Origin of the sequence: Massilia rhizosphaerae, from assembly GCF_016093545.1 — a bacterium.
Lineage (GTDB): Bacteria > Pseudomonadota > Gammaproteobacteria > Burkholderiales > Burkholderiaceae_D > Telluria > Telluria rhizosphaerae.
This window is the reverse complement of record NZ_JADKYX010000020.1, coordinates 1-18,022: the sequence shown is the minus strand read 5'-3', so window position 1 is coordinate 18,022 and position 18,022 is coordinate 1. Positions and strand designations below refer to the sequence as shown.

The following is an 18,022-nucleotide window of genomic DNA, read 5'->3' as shown; positions in this document are numbered from 1 at the left end:
CAGTAGCCGGCCCATGAAATGTCCGTTCTGTCAGCATGACGACACCCAGGTCCTCGATACCCGCGTATCCGAGGAAGGCGACGCCATCCGGCGCCGGCGCCGCTGCGCCCGCTGCGACAAGCGCTTCACCACCTACGAACGGGTCGAGCTGTCGATGCCGTTCATCGTCAAGAAGAACGGCAGCCGCACCGAATACGAATCCTCCAAGCTGCGCGGCAGCCTGATGCTCGCGCTGCGCAAGCGGCCCGTCGCGGCCGAAGCGATCGACCGCGCCGTCGCGTCGATCGAGGAAAAACTCCTCACCAGCGGCCGCCGCGAAGTCGACACCGGCCATGTCGGCGAACTGGTGATGCAGGAACTCCAGCGCCTCGACAAGATCGCGTACATCCGCTTCGCCTCCGTCTACAAGAATTTCGAAGACCTGGCCGAGTTCCAGGAAGCCATCGCCGAAGTGGGCCAGCCGCGTAAATAAGCGCGTCCGTTTTCTCCCGTTTTAGTTGCATCCGCACGGTTGAGCCACCACACGGCTTGCCCGGGCTCGACTGTTACCTTGTCAGCTCCGCAAACAAAGCTGGAGGTCGTCGATGCGCTTGCCGCCGCGTCCATCGTTGCGTGTGCGCGCCGGGTTCACGCTCGTCGAGGTGCTCGTCGCGCTGTTCGTCGTCGCCCTCGGCATTGGCGGCGCGGCCGGACTGCAGGCGCTCGCCGTGCGTTCGGCACGCGATGCCGCGCACCTGTCCGACGCCACGCGCCTCGCAAGCTCGCTGGCCGAGCGCATGCGCGCGAACCCCCATGCGCTGGCGCTGCCGGACGCCGCCAATCCCTACCTCCAGCTCGATTACGACGCCGGCGGTGGGGCACCGGCCGCCTCCACGCTGTGCTATGCCGACACGACCTGCGATGCCGACGCACTGGCGCGCTTCGACCTGTTCGAGGTGTCGCAAGACGTGGCGGCCGGCTTGCCCGGCGGGCGCATCCGCGTCTGCCGCGATGCCGGCCCGTCCGATGCGGCCGGCTTGCCGGCCTGGGCCTGCGATGCCGAGGCCGGCGCGCCGCTCGTCGTCAAGGTCGGCTGGCGCGCGCAAGGCGACACGGCGACGGGCGCGCCGAAGCTCATGCTGGCGCTGGCGGGAGCGGGGCCATGAGACGTTCCCGTCGCCAGGCCGGCGTCACGCTGGTCGAATTGATGGTGGCGCTGGCCATCGGTCTCGGCATCGTGCTGACGGCCGGCCGGCTGCTCGTGCTGGCGAACGGCGCGTATGCGGCGCAGGTCGAGTCGGGCACCGTCGACGACGGCGGACGCTTCGCCGCCGACCTCATCGGCCGCGCCGTGCGCCAGGCGGGCGCCGCCGACGTCGCGACGCTGGCCGATCCGGCTTCCGATGCCGCGCCCGCACGCCTGGCCGGGCTGGACGCGCGCACCTTGTCCCGCACGGCGCCGGGCATGGCCGACCCGCTGCCCGGCGCCGTGAACGGCAGCGACGTGCTGGCCATCCGCTTTCCCGGCGCGGACGGCGCCGTCGACTGCGCCGGCTTTCCGGCCGCCGCGGGCGAGGAGGGCTGGAGCATCTTCTACGTGGCGCGCAACGGCGAAGGCGAGGCCGAACTGCGCTGCAAATACCGGGGCGCCGCCCACTGGAGCGCGGACGCCGTCGTGAGTGGCGTGGACGGCTTCCAGGTCCTGTACGCCGTGGACACGGACGATCCGCCCGACGGCGTCGCCAACCGCTACCTGAACGCGGCGGCGGTCGACGCGCTCGACGCGGCGCTGGCCGGCCTCGGCACGGCCGAATTCAACCACCGGACGCACTGGAAGCGCGTCGTCGGCGTGCGCGTGGGCTTGTTGCTGCACGGCAGCCGACCCACGCGGGCGGCGCCCGGCAGCACGCGCTACGACCTGCTGGGCGCCGGCTATGCGGATGCCGCCGGCGCGGACGATCCGGGCAGTTCGCTGGACGAGGCGCGCATGACGTCCGACCTGCGGCGGCGCGAACGGCGGCTGTTCACGTTCACGGTCGCCTTGCCGGCGCCGCCGTCATGACGTCGCGCCGTTCCGAACACGGCCTGGCCCTCGTCTGCGCATTGATGCTGATGCTCGCGGCGACGGTGATCGGCGTGGCCGTCGCGCGCGGCGCGTTCGTCCTGCTGGCGGCGGCGCGCAACGAACGCGACCGCGACGTGGCGCGGGCCGCGGCCGAGGCCGCCTTGCGCGATGCCGAGCACGATATCGCCGGCACGGCGGAGTCACCGCCGGCCCGGGCCGCGCATTTCGGCCCGGCAGGGGCAAGCGCCTTCGTCGACGGCTGCGGGCACGGCGACGACGATCTCGGCCTTTGCCTCGCCCGCTCGCCGCCCGCGTGGGAAACGCTGGATCTGGCGGACGAAGACAATCCGGCGCTCGTGCCTTACGGTCGCTTCACGGGGGCCACGCTGGCCGTCGGCCATGGCATGCTGCCGGCGCGGCTGCCGGCCTATGTGATCGAAAGGATCTCCCCGTCCGGTTCGACGGCGCGGCAGGGCAGTTTTTATCGCATCACGGCCATCGGATTCGGGACGCGCGTTTCGACGCAGGTCGTGCTGCAGTCGCTGTACCGCTTGCCGCCGCCCGCGGCGGGCGGCGCAGCTGGAGGCGGCGACGACGGCGGCAACGCAAGCGGTAACGGAGACGGTAACGGCAACGGCAACGGCAACGGCAACGGCAACGGCAACGGCAACCGAGGAGACAACGACGATGGCGACGCGAGCGACGGACACGACAACGGACACGATGGCGCCGCCGGCACCGGCACCGGCACCGGCACCGGCAACGCCTCGCCGACGCAACCGCAAGGACGCCAGTTGCCCGCCGGCCGCATCGGCTGGGCCGAAATCGCGAACTGGGCAGAGCTCCACGCCCGCGTCCGCCCGTGACGCCGGCTTCACGCTGGTCGAGCTGATGATCGTCGTGGCCATCGTCGGCATCCTCGGCGCGCTCGCGTATCCGACCTACGCCGGCTACATCGTCCGCACGCGGCGCGTCGAGGGCGAGGTGGCGCTGATCGAGGCCATGCAGAAGCAGGAGCGTTACCACCTCCAGCACAACACCTATGTCGAATTCTCGGCCGAAGAGCCCGGCACGGACGGCTTCGCGTGGTGGTCGGGCGCCAACGCGTCCGCCAGCGCCTACGAGCTGGACGCGCATGCCTGTCCCGGCCGCGACATCGCCGAATGCGTCGAGGTCCGCGCCCGTCCCGGCACGGCGCGGGTCGACCTGCGCTTCCGCGATCCCGACTGCGGTGCGCTGACCCTGGACAGCACCGGGCGCCAGGGCGCGCAAGGTTCGGGGGCGCGATGTTGGCCGTGACGTCCGCTTGGACGCCGGTCCGGCGGGCCCGCGGCGTGACGCTGCCGGAGCTGTGCGTCGTGCTGGCGGTGGCCGCCATCGCGCTGGCCGTCGCCGCGCCCGACCTGCGCGACCTCGTGCGGACCGAGCAGCTGAAAGCGGCGGCGGGCGACCTGTTCGCGGCGATCGATCTCGCGCGGGCGCAGGCGCTGGCGCGCGGGCGGCAGGTCAAGCTCGTGCCGCTCGACCCGCCGGGCGCCGACTGGCGCCTGGGGTGGCGCGTGTTCGACGACCGCGACGGCGACGGGCGGCCGGGTGCGGACGAGCTGATCGCGGAGCACGGGCCGCTGCCGGCCGGCATCGCCGTCGACTTCGCGTTCACGAATGCAGCGCCGCCGTACTATATCGCCTACAATGGCGCGGGACGCAGTTGTGCCGACGGCAACAGCGCGGCCGCGCGCTGGGGAACGGTGTCGCTGTTCCACGGCGGGCGCATCCGCCGTATTAAAATCAATATGCTGGGCCGGGCGCGCGTGTGCGATCCGGCGCGCGACGCGGGGTGCGACGGCGCGCCGGCGCCGCCCTGACGCCACGACCGCATGCAGGAAAGCAAGACAACGTAGCGAGACCGGAAACAGAGTGCAGATACAGAGCGATACCGACGGCATGGCGCTGGCCCTGGAATGGGCGGCGAAGGGCATGTACATCACGGCGCCCAACCCGCGCATCGGCTGCGTGATCGTGCGCGACGGCGTCGTCATCGGTGCCGGCCACACGCAGCCGGCCGGCCAGGCCCACGCCGAGATCCAGGCCCTGCGCGATGCCCAGGCGCGCGGCAACGACGTGCGCGGCGCCACCGCCTACGTGACGCTGGAGCCGTGCAGCCACTACGGCCGCACGCCGCCGTGCTCGAACGCGCTGGTCCAGGCCGGGCTGGGCCGGGTCGTCGCGGCCATGGTCGACCCGAATCCACTCGTGGCCGGGCGCGGCATGGCGCAGCTGGAGGCGGCCGGGATCGACGTCAGCGCGGGCGTGCTGGCGCGGCAGGCGTACGAATTGAACATCGGCTTCTTCACGCGCATGCGCCACGGCCGTCCGTGGGTGCGGCTCAAGACGGCGGCCAGCCTGGACGGCGTCACGGCATTGGAAAACGGCGAGAGCCAGTGGATCACGAGCCCGGAGGCGCGCGCGGACGGCCACGCGTGGCGCGCCCGCGCGAGCGCGATCCTGACCGGCATCGGCACGATCAAGGCCGACAACCCGCAACTGACCGTGCGCGGCATCGACACGCCCTTGCAGCCGCGCCGCGTGATCGTCGACAGCCGCCTCGACATCGGCACGGACGCGTGCATCCTGCAAGGCGCGCCGTGCTGGATCGTGGCCGCCGTGCCGCGTCCGGACAAAGAGGCGGCGCTGCAGGCGATGGGGCACGAGATCATCATGCTGCCGAATCCGTCCGGCAAGGTCGACCTGCCGGCGCTGATGCGCGAGCTGGGCCGCCGCGAGATCAACGAATTGCACGTGGAAGCCGGCGGCAAGTTGAATGCGTCGCTCGTGCGCGAGGGATGCGTGGACGAGTTGCTCGTGTACCTGGCGCCCAGCCTCGTCGGCCCGGGGCAGGGCATGTTCGCGCTGCCGCCGCTGGCGCACCTCGCGGACAAGGTGCCGCTGCATTTCCACGGCGTGGCCCAGGTCGGCCCGGACCTGCGCATCCTCGCGCGGTTCCGCCCGGACGACGACCCGAACCGCCACGCGTAACACCGATACAGCACAACAAAGGAAGAGACTTATGTTCACCGGAATCGTCGCTGCCGTCGGCAGCATCAAATCGGTCACTCCGCTCGCGGACGGCGCGGATGCGGGCGTGCGCCTGGACATCGATGCGGGCGGCCTGCCGCTGGCCGACGTCGCGCTGGGCGACTCGATCGCCATCAACGGCGCCTGCATGACCGTCGTCGAAAAGACCGACAAGGCGTTTGCCGTCGACGTGTCGCGCGAGAGCCTCAATCGCACGGTCGGCCTCGACCAGCCGGGCGAAGTGAACCTGGAAAAGGCGCTGACCCTGGCCGAGCGCCTGGGCGGCCATCTCGTCTCGGGCCACGTGGACGGCCTCGGCGAGGTGAATAGCTTCGAGCAGGTGGGCGAGTCGTGGAAACTCGTGATCGACGCGCCCCGCGACCTGGGCAAATACCTGGCCTACAAGGGCTCCGTCGTCGTGAACGGCGTGTCGCTGACCGTCAACAGCGTCGAAGACATCGGCGGGGCGGGCACCGCCTGCTGCCGCTTCTCGATCAACCTGATCCCGCACACGATCGCCGTCACGACGCTGAAGCACCTGCGCGCCGGCGCCAAGGTCAACCTGGAAATCGACCTCATCGCGCGCTACGTCGAGCGCATGCTCAGCGCCGCCAAGGCCTGACGCAATCCGTCCCGATGTCCCGAGAGATTCTCACGCACGGCAAGACCCTGGCCCGTGGCGCGGCGGCGCTCACGCTGCTCGTTGCGGCGGGGCTCGCCTCGGCCGACCCGGCCGGCATGCGCACCTACCGCATGCTCGCGATGACGCCGGGCGGCGATCGCATCGCGGCCGTCGAAGCGGTGGAGGACGAAGGGCAGACGGGGCCGCGCGTCGTCGTGCGCGACACGGCCACGGGCAAGGTCGCGTCGACGTGGCAACAATCCGGCTGCGGGCAATGCACGGTGGGATCGCTGGCCTGGTCGCCGGACCAGACGACGCTCGCCGCGATCGTCACCGACCCCGGGGCCGGCACCGCCAGCGTGGAGCTGTTGCGCGCCGGCCGCATGACGACCCTGGCCACCGTGAAGGGCGTCGCGGGCACCGTGCGCTGGTCGCCGGACGGGCGCCAGGTCGCGTTCCTCGCGACGGTCGGCGCGAAAAAGATGACGGGCGCCGTCGAGGCGGGCGCGCGGCAGGTCGGCGAGATCGGCCTTGCGCAGGACGAGGACGAGCAGCGCATCGCGATCGTCCCGGCGGCGGGCGGAAACTACCGGCTCGTGTCGCCGGGCGACACGTTCGTCTACGAATACGACTGGACGCCGGACGGCAAGGGCTTCGTCGTCACGAGCGCGCGGGGCAACGGCGACGACAACTGGTGGGTCGCGACCCTGGGCCACGTCGACGCCGCCAGCGGCCGCCTGCGCGTGATCGCGGCGCCGAAGATGCAGATGAATATGCCGCACGTGTCGCCGGACGGCCGCACGGTGGCGTTCATCGGCGGGCTGATGAGCGACTTCGGTTCCGTCGGCGGTGACGTCTACACGGTGCCGCTCGATGGCGGCGAACCGGTCGACGTGACGCCGGACTACAAGGGCACTTTCAACGGCATCGCGTGGCGCGGCAAGGCCTTGTTCGCGTCCGTGCTGGCGGGCAGCGATGCGGGCATTGCCGCGATCGACCCGGACGCGCGCGCGGCGCGCATGCTGTGGCGGGCCCCGGTGGGCGCGATGGCCAACCGCGACGGCCGCTTCGTGTTCAGCGCGGACGGCCGGGTGGCCGCGTCCGTGACGGAAGACTTCGAGCACGCGCCGCGCATCGTCGCCGGCCGCCTGCCGGAGCTGGAGCCCATCACGCACGACAACGACGGCTTCGCGCCGCAGGTGGCCGCGCGCAGCGTCGCCTGGACCAACGAAGGCTTCAGCGTGCAGGGCTGGCTGGTGGGGCCGCGCAGCATCGCCGCGGGCAAGACCTATCCGATGATCGTGCAGGTGCACGGCGGCCCGGCGGCGGCCGTGACGCCGCATTACGTGTCGGCCGGCGACGCCGGCAACCCGCTGCTGCGCGACCTGGTGCAGGCCGGCTATTTCGTCTTCATGCCGAACCCGCGCGGCAGCTATGGCCAGGGCGCCGCGTTCACCCGGGCGAACCGGCGCGACTTCGGCGGCGGCGACTGGCGCGACATCCTGGCCGGCGTCGACGCGGCCATCGCGCAGGCCCCCATCGACGGCAACCGCCTCGGCCTGATGGGGCATTCCTACGGCGGCTTCATGACGATGTGGGGCGTCACCCACAGCCGGCGCTTCCAGGCCGCGGTGGCCGGCGCCGGCATCGCCAACTGGATCAGCTATTACGGCCAGAACGGCATCGACCAGTGGATGGTGCCTTACTTCGGCGCGACGATGTACGACGACCCGGCGATCTACCGCGCGGCCTCGCCCATCGAATCGGTCAAGGCGGCGCGCACGCCGACGCTGATCTACGTGGGGGAGCGCGACGTCGAGTGCCCGGCGGCGCAGTCGTTCGAGTTCTGGCACGCGCTGCGGGCGTTGGGCGTGCCCACCACATTGCTCGTGTACGAAGGCGAGGGGCACGCGTTCCGCAAGCCGGAGAACCTGCGCGACCTGCGCGCGCGCGAGATCGCGTGGTTCGGCAAATACCTGGCGCCGTGACGGCGGGAGTCATCCCTTCTTGACGGGCTTGCCGCCGGCCTCGTTCCTGGCCTGGGCCGCGGCGGTCTTCGTTTCCGGATTCAACACCACCTGCACGTAGTTCTCGGTGTTCAGGTAACGCTGCGCGGCCCGCTTCACGTCGCCGACGGTCAGCTTCTGCACTTCCTGGTCGAACGTGAGGATGGTGCCCGGGTCCGTGCCTTCCGTCAGCGAGGTCTGCAGCGCGGCCAGCCAGTACGTGTTGTCCTGCAGCGACTTGCGGTAGGTCTGCAGCCAGTTCGTCTTGACCTTGTCCAGGTCGGCCTGCGTCGGGCCTTCGGTGCGCATGCGCTCGATTTCGGCGAACATCGCGGAGAGCACCTTGTCGACGTTGCTTGGCCCCGTCGGCAGGGTGACGCCGACCGTGTAGTGGCTGTACGGGATGCGCGTCATCGAGCCTTCCATGCCGCCGCCGTAGATCAGGCCCAGCTTTTCGCGCAGCACGTCGATGATGCGGATGTTCATGACTTCCGTCAGCGCGGACAGGCGCAGTTCTTCCAGTTCCGTGACGTCGGTCGGGCCGGTGAACGTCAGCGATACGGTGCTGCGGTCTTCCGAGCCGCTGTTGACTTCGCGCTTGACGACGCCCGACACGGGCCGGATGCCGAGGTCGCGGTAGGTCGTCGGGATGTCCGGCGTCGGCAGGCTGCCGAGATAGGTGGCGATCAGCGGCTTGATGGCGGCCACGTCGAAGCTGCCGACGAAAATGAACGTCAGGCCCTTGGCACTGGAAAAGCGCTGGCGGTAGATGGAGATCGCGCGGTCCAGGTCGATCTTGGGGATGTCCTCGGGACGCAGCGCGCGCGGTGCGCGCGGGTTGTTGTTGTACAGCGTGGCCAGCACGGTGTCGCCGAACAGGGCGCCCGGCTGCGACAGCCGGTTGCGCGCCAGTTCCGTCTGCTTGCCGATGAATGATTTATACAGATCCTCGTCGCGCCGCACGCCGGCGAACTTGAGCCAGACCATCTGCAGCATCGTCTCGACGTCGGTGGCGCCGGCCGTGCCCGCGACGACGTCCGTGTTGTTGCCCAGGCCGGCGCTGACGGACGCGGCCTTGCCGGCCAGGATCTTGCGCATGTCCAGCGGCGAGAAATCCTTCAGGCCCATCGCGGCGACGATGGTGTCGGCGTAGCGGGCGTTGAACGTGTCCTTGTCGTCGAACAGGCTCTGGCCGCCGAAGCGGGCGGCGCTCATCAGGACTTGGTCGTTGCGGAACGTCGTCGGCTTGAGGATCACCTTGACGCCGTTCGACAACGTGAGGCGGGTCAGGCCCAGCGGTTCGTCGCGGTTTTCGTCGACGATCGTGCCGGGCGCCGGCGGGTGGTCCATCAGGTGCGCGGCCACGGCTTTTTCGTCGTGTGGCCGCACGTCGTGCTGTTCGGCCGCCGTGATGGCGGCCAGCAACTGGTCGCCGGTCGGGATCGCGGCGTCGCCTTCGGGCTTGGTCGAGCCCGTGTAGATCACGAGCTTGCCGGAGTCGGCGGGAATGGTCTTGGCGGCGTAGGCATCGATCTCGGCCAGTGTGATGCCGGGCAGCATGTCGGTCACGTAGCGGTATTCCGCATCGATGCCGGGAATCGATTCGCCTTCGAGGAAGTTGCGCATCAATTCGGACGCGTGGACGGCGGAATCGGTCTTGTCGCGCTCGTTCCAGGCGCGCTCGTAGGTGCGCAGCATCGTCTTCTTCATGCGGTCCAGTTCGGCCGCCGTGAAGCCGAAGCGGCGCGCCCGCTCGTTTTCCTGCACGAGCGCGTCGATGGCGGTGGTGGCGCCGCTCATGCCGAGCGCGGCCATCGCATTGTACGAGCGGTAGCGCGGCGTCAGGCGCGACAGGGCGCTGCTGGCGCCGATGAACGGCGGGGAGGGCAGTTGCGACAGTTCCTGCAAGCGCTGGTTCAGCATGCCCGCGAACAGGGCTTCGATCAATTGCTCGCGGTAGCCGCGCAGCGTTTCGCGTTCGTGGAACGGACGGACCGGGTAGCGGATCAGGATCGACGCCGGGCCCGCTTCCTTGTCGGTGACGACGAGGGCTTCGTTGTCGGTGCGCGCCGGGATCCTGGCGTACACGCGGGGGCGTTCGTGGGCCGGATTCTTGAGACCGGCAAAATGGCGCCGGATCATGTGCTCGGCTTTTGCCGGATCGATGTCGCCGACCGCGACGACGGCCATCAGGTCGGGACGATACCAGTCGCGGTAGAAGCGGCGCAGCGTGTCCGGCTCGAACGTGCGGATGACGTCTTCCTGGCCGATGGGCAGGCGGTCGGCATAGCGCGAGCCGTTGTAGATCTTGGGCATCAGCACTTTCTGGATGCGGTCGCCCGCGCCCTTGCCGAGGCGCGCTTCCTCGAGGACGATGTCGCGTTCCTTGTCGATGTCGGCGTCCTTCAAGGTCAGGCCGTGGGCCCAGTCTTCCAGTACGAGGAAGGCCTTGTCGAGATCCTCCTTGCGGTCGGACGGGACGGGCAGGATGTAGACCGTCTCGTCGAACGACGTGTAGGCGTTCAGGTCGGCGCCGAACTTCACGCCGATCGATTGCAGGTAGGACACGAGCTCGTGCCGCTTGAAATGGCGCGAACCGTTGAACGCCATGTGTTCGGTGAAGTGGGCCAGGCCCTGCTGGTCATCGTCCTCGAGGATGGAACCGGCCTTGACGACGAGGCGCAGTTCCAGCTTGTGCTCGGGCATCCGGTTGCGCTGGACGTAATAGGTCAGGCCATTGTCGAGCTTGCCGACCTTGACCTGGGCGCCGACCGGCAGCGGATCGTCCAGCTTCAGCGGCGCGCCCGGCGCCAGGCCTTGCACGAGCAGGGCGGCAACGAGGAACGAGATACGGGCGATACGGATGACCATGCGACGGCGTCCTCAACACGGAAAAAATCATTCTACCTTGCCCCGCTGGCGCCACACTTGTAAATGAGCATGATGTAACGCAGGGCCGACAAGGAGTCTCGTTGTCATTATGCAACGAAACAATGCGGCGGGAGTGGTAGTGGGACTCTAGAGTGCGCGGCGGCCGGCGGGGGATACGGCCGAGGACTGGCAAATCCTTTAAAATAGCGGATTTCCGCACCAGCCGGTCCGTATTCGAGGAATCCACATGCCCATCTCCACCACCCAGGAAATCGTTGACGAACTGCGCGCCGGGCGCATGGTCATTTTGGTCGACGAGGAAGACCGCGAGAACGAAGGCGACCTGGTGCTTGCCGCCGAACACGTCACGCCCGAGGCGATCAATTTCATGATCCGCCACGCGCGCGGCCTCGTCTGCCTGACCTTGTCCGAGGAGATGTGCGACCGCCTCGAGCTGCCGATGATGACGACCCGCAACGGCACGTCGTTCGGCACCAATTTCACCGTGTCGATCGAGGCGGCCGAAGGCGTCACGACGGGCATCTCGGCGGCCGACCGCGCGCGCACCATCCAGGTGGCCGTGGCGCAGGATGCGAAGCCGGAAGACCTCGTGCAGCCGGGCCACATCTTCCCGCTGCGCGCCGTCAAGGGCGGCGTGCTGATGCGCGCCGGCCACACGGAAGCCGGCTGCGACCTCACCGAGATGGCGGGCCTGACCCCGGCGTCCGTCATCTGCGAGATCATCAAGGAAGACGGCACGATGGCGCGCCTGCCGGATCTGCTGGAATTCGCGCAGGAACACGGCCTCAAGATCGGCACGATCGCCGACCTGATCCACTACCGCAGCCAGCACGAGACCCTCGTCGAGCGCGTGGCGGAGCGTCCGCTGTCGACCGTGCACGGCGAATTCAAGCTGGTCGCCTTCCGCGACAAGCCGAGCGGTTCGGCGCACCTGGCGCTCGTCCACGGCAATCCGCAGGAAGACCGCGAGACGCTCGTGCGCGTGCACCAGCCGGTGTCCATCATCGACCTGCTGGACAGCGCGTCGACGTCGCACTCGTGGAACCTCGCGGCCGCGCTGCAGGCCGTGCGGCGGGCGGAAGCGGGCGTCATCGTCCTGCTCGACTGCGCCGAGACGGCCGACGAACTGTTCGCGCAATTCGCCGACAAGCCGGCGCGCCCGGTCGGCCGCGCCGCCAACCTGGACCTGCGCACCTACGGCATCGGTGCGCAGATCCTGCGCCAGCTCGGCGTGCGCAAGATGAAGCTGCTGGCCAATCCGCGCAAGATGCCGTCCATGACGGGCTTCGACCTGGAGGTGACGGGCTACCTGGCCAAGCCGGGCTGCGACGTTCCTGCGTAAGGCATTACGTACTTTACGCGCGCCATCGCCAACGCGGTAACATTGACCCATTCATTCACAATATATAAAGAGAAGGCATAGCCATGACGGTAGGAACTTTTGAAAGCAATCTGGCAGGCGAAGGCCTGCGCATCGGTATCGTGCAAGCACGTTTCAATGCCGATGTCGGCCATGGACTGTTGTCGGCCTGCCTGGCGGAACTGAAACATCTCGGCGTGGCCGATGAAGACATCCTGCACGTGACCGTCCCGGGCGCGCTGGAAATTCCGCTGGCCCTGCAGAAGATGGCCGAGACGCAGCAGTTCGACGCGCTGGTCGCCCTGGGCGCCGTCATCCGCGGCGAGACCTATCACTTCGAGCTCGTGTCGAACGAGTCGGGCGCCGGCATCACCCGCATCGGCCTGGATTACGGCATGCCGATCGCCAACGCCGTGCTGACCACCGAGAACGACGAGCAGGCGGAAGCCCGCATGGCCGAGAAGGGCACGGACGCGGCCCGCGTCGCGGTCGAGATGGCCAACCTGCTGCTGGGCCTCGAAGAGCTGCAGGCCGAAGAAGACTAAGACTGACCGAGTAAAACATGACTGACAAGACCACGCACGCCAACCCCAACAAGAACCGCACGCCCCGTCACCGCGCGCGCGAGTTCGCCCTCCAGGGGCTGTATCAATGGCTGCTGAACAATGAGCCGGCCACTACGATCGTCGCCAACATCCGCAGCGCGCACGGCTTCGACAAGGCCGACAGCGACTATTTCACGGCGCTGCTGCACGGCGCGATCGCGCAGTCGGTGGAACTGCGCGAAGTGATCGCGCCGACCGTCGACCGTCCGATCGCGGAACTGTCGCCGATCGAACACGCCGTCCTGCTGCTCGGCGCGTACGAGCTGAAGAACCAGATCGAGATCCCGTACCGCGTCGTGATCAACGAGGCCGTGGAACTGACGAAATCGTTCGGCGGTATCGACGGCCACAAGTACGTGAACGGCGTGCTGGACCGTCTGGCCGGCAAGCTGCGGCCGGACGAGGTGGGTGCGGACGCGAAGCGCTGAGCTGCTTCTTTGCGCAAGCGCAAAGGCCGCCCCAGGAAACTGTGGCGGCTTTTTTCATGCGCCGATCCTATCCGGATTCCACCCGGCATGTGTAATCGCCGCGCCGGTGGTTTTGCATATGCATTTACGGAAAAACGAAATTGAATTCAAGGTCGCATCTGCCAATGATGACCACTCATCCAATACAACCTTTGGAGATGGAGACTTATGAAAAAACATTTTGTTCTAGCTTCGCTCGCAGCGGCCGTTCTGCTGGCGGGCTGCGGTGGCAGTAATGGGGAGACCGGCACCGGTGCGCAGGCGGTGACCCTGGCCGCCGTCGGCAAGCCCGTGTCGGCCAGCGTCAGTGCCGTCAAGTCGACCAACTCGGGCTTTACCGCGCTGTCCACGCTGCACGTGGGCCAGACGGCGTATTTCCAGGTGCTGGGCAGCAAGTTGACGAGTACCCTGGCGCTGGACGTGACCGATTGCGCCGGCATGACGACGCTCTCGATCACGACCACCGAAGCGCATTACCGCTGCACGCCGGGCAGCCCCGACGGCATGAAGACGATCACGGTCAGGGATAAAACAGGCGGCACGACGCTGTACACCAGTTCGGTGTACGTGCAGCCCACGAATCCGGCCCCGATCACGACGGCGCTGCCGATGCCTACCCGCGGCTTCAACCTGGGCAATTCGCTGGAAGCCATCTGGGGTTATTCGATCCCGAGCCAGGCCGTGTATACGTCCGCCGCCAACGCCGGCTTCAATGCCGTGCGCATCCCGTGTGCATGGGCGTCGAATTCCGATGCCTCCGGCAACATCGACCCCGTCTACATGGCCAAGGTCAAGCAGGCTGTCGACTACAGCATTGCGGCCGGCATGTATGTCGTCATCAATGTTCACTGGGATGGAGGTTGGTTCGACAGCAACATCGGTGACACGGTCGACCCGACCCTCGACGCGAAGTACCGCAATGTCTGGTCGCAGATCGCGGCCGCGTTCGCCGGCTACGACAACCACCTGTTGTTCGCGGCCGCGAACGAGCCGGCCATCAACACGCCCACGAAGATGAAGACGCTCATGTCGTACTACCAGAGCTTCGTCGATACCGTGCGCGCGGCCGGCGGCAACAACACCAACCGCTGGCTCATGCTGCCGATCCAGGGGGATGTGTCGTGGATTGCCGCATTGCCCTCCGACTCGACCCCGGGCCGCCTGGGCGTCGAATTCCACAACTACACGCCGTCGCTGTTCACGATCATCCACACGGACCAGTCGTGGGGCAACGCGATCTACTACTGGGGTCAGTCCTACCATTATTCGGGCGATCCGAGCCGCAGCGCCACGTGGGGCGAGGAAGGCTACAACGATGCGTTCTACCAGCAGTTGACGGACCAGTTCGTCAGCAAGGGCGTGCCCGTGATGATCGGCGAATACCAGGCCGCCGCAACGCCTGGCCTGACGGGTGCCTCGCAGACCTGGAACAACGCGTCCCGGCTGTACTGGAACAAGTACCTGAGCGAATCCGCCCGCGCGCACGGCTTGAGCCCGTTCTACTGGAGCACGCCGAACGCCCCGTTCACGTACGATACCGGCGCCATCACCGATTCGGCCCTCGTCACTGCCTTGACCGGCGGCGTCGCACCGCCGCCGCCGAATGGCGCGCCGTACGCAGTGACCGGCGTCACCGCCACGGCCGGTACCGGCCAGGTCACCGTGTCGTGGAATGCCGTCGGCGGGGCGACCAGCTACCAGCTGTACCGCACGGCCAATTCCGGCAGCGAACCTGCCACGCCGTCCGTCAGCGGCGTCACCGGCACGACGTTCACGGACACGGGCCTGAATCCCGGCACGACGTATTACTACCGCGTGGTGGCCGTGAACAGCTCGGGCGCGTCGGGCTTCTCCACCGAGGCGAGCGCCAGCACGCCCGGCACCAACCCGGATCCGGCCAAGTACCATTTCGAGACCGATACCCAGTCGTGGACGCCCAACGGCGCCCAGGTCACCGGCGTCGCGACGTCCACCGCGCAGCACTACGCGGGCCAGCGCTCGCTGGCCGTGAACTTCAGCAGCACGGCGGCGGCCATCTCGTCGGTGGAGACGAGCGGCGTGGTCGTGCCGTCCGGCGCGACGATCACCTTCCACGTCTACATCCCGGCCGGCAGCCAGATCACGACGGTCGAGCCGTATCTCCAGGACTACAACTGGGGCTGGACCTCGAACCCTGTCACCAGCTTTACGCCGGGCGCGTGGAACACGTTCACGCTGACGGTGCCGTCGGCGTCGATCACGCCGCTGCAGCGCCTTGGACTCAGGCTGACGACGGGGGCGGCGTGGACCGGTACCCTCTACATCGACTCGGTCAATTGGTAAGCCGCGCCGACCTGGGGCCACTGATCCCTTGATTCCTTGATCCCTTGATCCGTTATCCCGCAGGACAGGGCCGCGTGCGAACGCGGCCTTTTTTGTTGCGCGCCTACATCAAACTGCCCGGCGCGGACCGGCGCGCGCGGTGGGATAACATACATATTTGCAATTTCGGCAATTTCATACTTCGCGCTGCGCAAAAATGTAATTGAACTCACGTCCGCACCTTCCATGATGATCACTCGACCAACAAGATCTTGGAGGTGGAGACGTATGAAAAAACATTTCGTTATTGCTGCATTGGCAGCCGCCGTGCTGCTGGCAGGCTGCGGCGCCAGTGACACGGACACGGGCGCAGGAGGGCAGTCGCCCCAGCTCCTGGCGATGTCCGGCCGAGCCTCGATGGCCAGCGTCAGTGGCGTCAGCTCGACCGACTCGAGCTTCACGACACTGTCCACGCTGCACCTGGGCCAGGCCGCGTATTTCAAGGTGCTGGGCAGTAAAATGCCGAGCACCCTGGCGCTGGACGTGACGGATTGCACCGGCATGACGACGCTCTCGACGAGCGCCACGGAAGCGCATTACCGGTGCACGCCGGGCGGCACCGCCGGCATGAAGACCGTCACGGTCAGGGACAAGACGGGCGGCACGACCTTGTACACCAGTTCGGTGAACGTGCAGGCCACGAATCCGCCGCCCATCACGACGGCGTTGCCGATGCCGACGCGCGGCTTCAACCTGGGCAATTCGCTGGAAGCCGTCTGGGGCTATACGATCCCGAGCCAGGCGTTGTACACGTCCGCCGCCAACGCTGGCTTCAACGCCGTGCGCATCCCGTGCGCCTGGAATACGAATACGGACCAGACCACCGGCCAGATCGATCCGGCCTATATGGCCAAGGTCAAGCAGGCCGTCGACTACAGTATCGCGGCCGGCATGTACGTGGTCATCAACGACCACTGGGACAACGGCTGGTTCGAGAACAATATCGGCGACACGGTCGACCCGGCCCTCGACGCCAAGATGCGCAGCATGTGGACGCAGATCGCGACCGCGTTCGCCGGCTACGACAACCACCTGCTGTTCGCGGCCGCGAACGAGCCGAACGTCAGCAGGCCGTCGCAGACGACGGCGCTGATGTCGTACTACCAGACCTTCGTCAACGCGGTGCGTGGCGTCGGCGGGGCCAACACCAACCGCTGGCTCGTGTTGCCGATCCAGGGAGACGCGTCGTGGGTCACGGCGCTGCCGTCGGACCCGACGCCGGGCCGCCTGATGATGGAATTCCATAACTACTCGCCGTCGCTGTTCACGATCATCCACACGGACCAGACGTGGGGCAACGCGATCTACTACTGGGGCTCGGCCTACCATTATTCCGGCGATCCGACCCGTAACGCCACATGGGGCGAGGAGGGCACGATCGACGCCGCCATGCAGCAGTTGCAGGACCTGTTCGTCAGCAAGGGCGTGCCCGTGATGATCGGCGAGTTCGGCGCCTTCGTCACGCCGGGTCTGACGGGCGCCTCGCAGACGTGGAACAACGCGTCGCGCCTGTACTGGAACAAGTTCTCGGCCGATTCGGCCCGCGCCCACGGCCTGAGCCCGTTCTACTGGAGTACGCCGAACTCACCGTTCATCACGTTCGACACGGGCGTCATCAACGATCAGGCCCTCGTCACCCTCCTGACCGGCGGCGCCGCGCCGCCGCCGCCGAACGGTGCGCCGGTCGCGGTCACCGGTCTCGCCGCCACGGCCGGCAACGGCCAGGTCACCCTGACGTGGAACGCCGTCAGCGGCGCCACCAGCTACCAGCTGTACCGCACCGGAAATTCCGGCAATGAATCCGCCACGCCGTCCGTCAGCGGCCTCACCGGCACGACGTTCACGGACACGGGCCTGAATCCCGGCACGACGTATTACTACCACATTGTGGCCGTGAACAGCTCGGGTGCGTCCGGCTTCTCGCCCGAGGCCAGTGCAAGCACGCCCGGCACGAACCCGGACCCGACGAAGTTCAATTTCGAGGTCGATCCCCAGCTGTGGGCGCCCGGCGGCGCGCAGATCAGCGGCGTCGCGTCGTCGACCGCCCAGCACTACGCGGGGCTGCGGTCGCTGGCCGTGAATTTCGGCGGCGCGGCGGCGGGCACGTCGTCGGTGAGCGTGAGCGGCGTGGCGGTGCCGTCCGGCGCGACGATCACGTTCCACGTCTTCATCCCGGCCGGCAGCCAGATCACGAGCATCGAGCCCTATCTCCAGGACTACAACTGGAACTGGGTCTCGAACCCGACGAGCACCTTCACGCCGGGCGCCTGGAACACGTTCACGCTGACGGTGCCGTCGTCGTCGGTGACGCCGCTCCAGCATCTCGGCCTGAACCTGACGACGGGCGGGGCGTGGACGGGAACCGTCTACGTCGACGCGATCAACTGGTAAGCCGCATCGACAGGGGCTGACCGGCCGGTCGGCCCGCAGCACAAGGCCGCGTGCGAACGCGGCCTTTTTTTCGGGTGCGCCCGGCAGGGCGCACCTACTTGGAGGTGAAAGTCCTCTACTCGCCCGACAAGGGGAAGAGTTAGCCGAACGGCAAGGGTGTCGCGGGCGACCGCGAATCTGAAGGAAGCCGAAGGCAAAG

Annotated in this window: 16 protein-coding genes and 1 pseudogene; 15 read left to right on the top strand and 2 right to left on the bottom strand. The window is 67.8% G+C overall.

The features are described from left to right. The first annotated feature begins 13 nt into the window (after positions 1-13). The 10 genes and pseudogenes from nrdR to ISF28_RS23835 all read left to right on the top strand — a co-directional run bounded on the left by nrdR (position 14) and on the right by ISF28_RS23835 (position 7,729). A complete protein-coding gene (nrdR, locus tag ISF28_RS23875) occupies positions 14-472 on the top strand; it encodes a transcriptional regulator NrdR (protein WP_198119675.1) in 459 nt (152 codons plus the stop codon). Between the two features lie 112 nt (positions 473-584). Continuing rightward, a complete protein-coding gene (gene pilV, locus ISF28_RS23870; protein WP_198119674.1) occupies positions 585-1,145 on the top strand; it encodes a type IV pilus modification protein PilV in 561 nt (186 codons plus the stop codon). Then, positions 1,142-2,041, top strand: coding sequence for a PilW family protein (locus ISF28_RS23865; RefSeq protein ID WP_198119673.1), 900 nt, complete (start codon positions 1,142-1,144; stop codon positions 2,039-2,041). Before pilV ends, ISF28_RS23865 begins: the two co-directional genes overlap by 4 nt. Then, positions 2,038-2,910 carry a pilus assembly PilX family protein gene (locus ISF28_RS23860; RefSeq protein ID WP_198119672.1) on the top strand — a complete coding sequence of 291 codons (873 nt, stop codon included), beginning with the start codon at positions 2,038-2,040 and terminating at the stop codon, positions 2,908-2,910. Before ISF28_RS23865 ends, ISF28_RS23860 begins: the two co-directional genes overlap by 4 nt. 7 nt (positions 2,911-2,917) lie before the next feature. Then, a pseudogene (locus tag ISF28_RS31285) lies at positions 2,918-2,974 on the top strand (prepilin-type N-terminal cleavage/methylation domain-containing protein); the annotation flags it as partial. After that, positions 2,951-3,343: a type IV pilin protein gene (locus tag ISF28_RS23855; RefSeq protein WP_370663494.1), complete on the top strand. Its 393-nt coding sequence runs from the start codon at positions 2,951-2,953 to the stop codon at positions 3,341-3,343. The pseudogene ISF28_RS31285 and the gene ISF28_RS23855, both read left to right, overlap by 24 nt. Beyond that, complete coding sequence (locus ISF28_RS23850) at positions 3,340-3,909, top strand: GspH/FimT family pseudopilin (protein ID WP_370663493.1); 570 nt, start codon at positions 3,340-3,342, stop codon at positions 3,907-3,909. The genes ISF28_RS23855 and ISF28_RS23850 overlap by 4 nt, the downstream gene beginning before the upstream one ends. Positions 3,910-3,961: 52 nt before the next feature. Next, entirely contained in the window at positions 3,962-5,080 is a 1,119-nt protein-coding gene (ribD, locus tag ISF28_RS23845; protein ID WP_370663492.1) for a bifunctional diaminohydroxyphosphoribosylaminopyrimidine deaminase/5-amino-6-(5-phosphoribosylamino)uracil reductase RibD, read from the top strand. A gap of 31 nt (positions 5,081-5,111) precedes the next feature. Then, the gene (locus tag ISF28_RS23840) at positions 5,112-5,741 is read left to right on the top strand and encodes a riboflavin synthase (RefSeq protein WP_198119670.1); all 630 of its coding nucleotides are present in this window, start codon (positions 5,112-5,114) and stop codon (positions 5,739-5,741) included. A 14-nt stretch (positions 5,742-5,755) separates the two neighbouring features. Then, entirely contained in the window at positions 5,756-7,729 is a 1,974-nt protein-coding gene (locus ISF28_RS23835) for a S9 family peptidase (protein ID WP_229519346.1), read from the top strand. A 9-nt stretch (positions 7,730-7,738) separates the two neighbouring features. Here the strand turns inward: ISF28_RS23835 and ISF28_RS23830 are convergent, their stop codons facing one another. Further along, positions 7,739-10,618: a M16 family metallopeptidase gene (locus tag ISF28_RS23830; RefSeq protein WP_198119669.1), complete on the bottom strand. Its 2,880-nt coding sequence runs from the start codon at positions 10,616-10,618 to the stop codon at positions 7,739-7,741. A gap of 247 nt (positions 10,619-10,865) precedes the next feature. Between ISF28_RS23830 and ribBA the strand changes: the two genes are divergently transcribed. From ribBA to ISF28_RS23810, 4 genes are all read left to right on the top strand, one after another. Beyond that, positions 10,866-11,981: a bifunctional 3,4-dihydroxy-2-butanone-4-phosphate synthase/GTP cyclohydrolase II gene (gene ribBA, locus ISF28_RS23825; RefSeq protein WP_198119668.1), complete on the top strand. Its 1,116-nt coding sequence runs from the start codon at positions 10,866-10,868 to the stop codon at positions 11,979-11,981. Between the two features lie 83 nt (positions 11,982-12,064). Further along, a complete protein-coding gene (gene ribH, locus ISF28_RS23820) occupies positions 12,065-12,544 on the top strand; it encodes a 6,7-dimethyl-8-ribityllumazine synthase (protein ID WP_198119667.1) in 480 nt (159 codons plus the stop codon). Positions 12,545-12,561: 17 nt separating this feature from the next. Next, positions 12,562-13,032 carry a transcription antitermination factor NusB gene (nusB, locus tag ISF28_RS23815; protein ID WP_198119666.1) on the top strand — a complete coding sequence of 157 codons (471 nt, stop codon included), beginning with the start codon at positions 12,562-12,564 and terminating at the stop codon, positions 13,030-13,032. Positions 13,033-13,239: 207 nt separating this feature from the next. Continuing rightward, positions 13,240-15,393: a cellulase family glycosylhydrolase gene (locus ISF28_RS23810; protein ID WP_198119665.1), complete on the top strand. Its 2,154-nt coding sequence runs from the start codon at positions 13,240-13,242 to the stop codon at positions 15,391-15,393. Here the strand turns inward: ISF28_RS23810 and ISF28_RS23805 are convergent. Beyond that, positions 15,369-15,833 carry a hypothetical protein gene (locus ISF28_RS23805; RefSeq protein ID WP_198119664.1) on the bottom strand — a complete coding sequence of 155 codons (465 nt, stop codon included), beginning with the start codon at positions 15,831-15,833 and terminating at the stop codon, positions 15,369-15,371. The genes ISF28_RS23810 and ISF28_RS23805 overlap by 25 nt on opposite strands. Between ISF28_RS23805 and ISF28_RS23800 the strand changes: the two genes are divergently transcribed. Continuing rightward, the gene (locus tag ISF28_RS23800; RefSeq protein WP_198119663.1) at positions 15,790-17,823 is read left to right on the top strand and encodes a glycoside hydrolase family 5 protein; all 2,034 of its coding nucleotides are present in this window, start codon (positions 15,790-15,792) and stop codon (positions 17,821-17,823) included. The genes ISF28_RS23805 and ISF28_RS23800 overlap by 44 nt on opposite strands. Positions 17,824-18,022 lie beyond the last annotated feature (199 nt).

Excerpts from the sequence above, each read along its gene's own strand:
- nusB (WP_198119666.1), top strand. The coding sequence starts at position 12,562 with ATGACTGACAAGACCACGCACGCCAACCCCAACAAGAACCGCACGCCC.
- ISF28_RS23865 (WP_198119673.1), top strand. The coding sequence starts at position 1,142 with ATGAGACGTTCCCGTCGCCAGGCCGGCGTCACGCTGGTCGAATTGATG.
- ribBA (WP_198119668.1), top strand. The coding sequence starts at position 10,866 with ATGCCCATCTCCACCACCCAGGAAATCGTTGACGAACTGCGCGCCGGG.
- ISF28_RS23800 (WP_198119663.1), top strand. The coding sequence starts at position 15,790 with ATGGCCAGCGTCAGTGGCGTCAGCTCGACCGACTCGAGCTTCACGACA.
- ISF28_RS23810 (WP_198119665.1), top strand. The coding sequence starts at position 13,240 with ATGAAAAAACATTTTGTTCTAGCTTCGCTCGCAGCGGCCGTTCTGCTG.
- ISF28_RS23830 (WP_198119669.1), bottom strand. The coding sequence starts at position 10,618 with ATGGTCATCCGTATCGCCCGTATCTCGTTCCTCGTTGCCGCCCTGCTC.
- ISF28_RS23860 (WP_198119672.1), top strand. The coding sequence starts at position 2,038 with ATGACGTCGCGCCGTTCCGAACACGGCCTGGCCCTCGTCTGCGCATTG.
- pilV (WP_198119674.1), top strand. The coding sequence starts at position 585 with ATGCGCTTGCCGCCGCGTCCATCGTTGCGTGTGCGCGCCGGGTTCACG.
- ISF28_RS23835 (WP_229519346.1), top strand. The coding sequence starts at position 5,756 with ATGTCCCGAGAGATTCTCACGCACGGCAAGACCCTGGCCCGTGGCGCG.
- nrdR (WP_198119675.1), top strand. The coding sequence starts at position 14 with ATGAAATGTCCGTTCTGTCAGCATGACGACACCCAGGTCCTCGATACC.
- ribH (WP_198119667.1), top strand. The coding sequence starts at position 12,065 with ATGACGGTAGGAACTTTTGAAAGCAATCTGGCAGGCGAAGGCCTGCGC.
- ISF28_RS23840 (WP_198119670.1), top strand. The coding sequence starts at position 5,112 with ATGTTCACCGGAATCGTCGCTGCCGTCGGCAGCATCAAATCGGTCACT.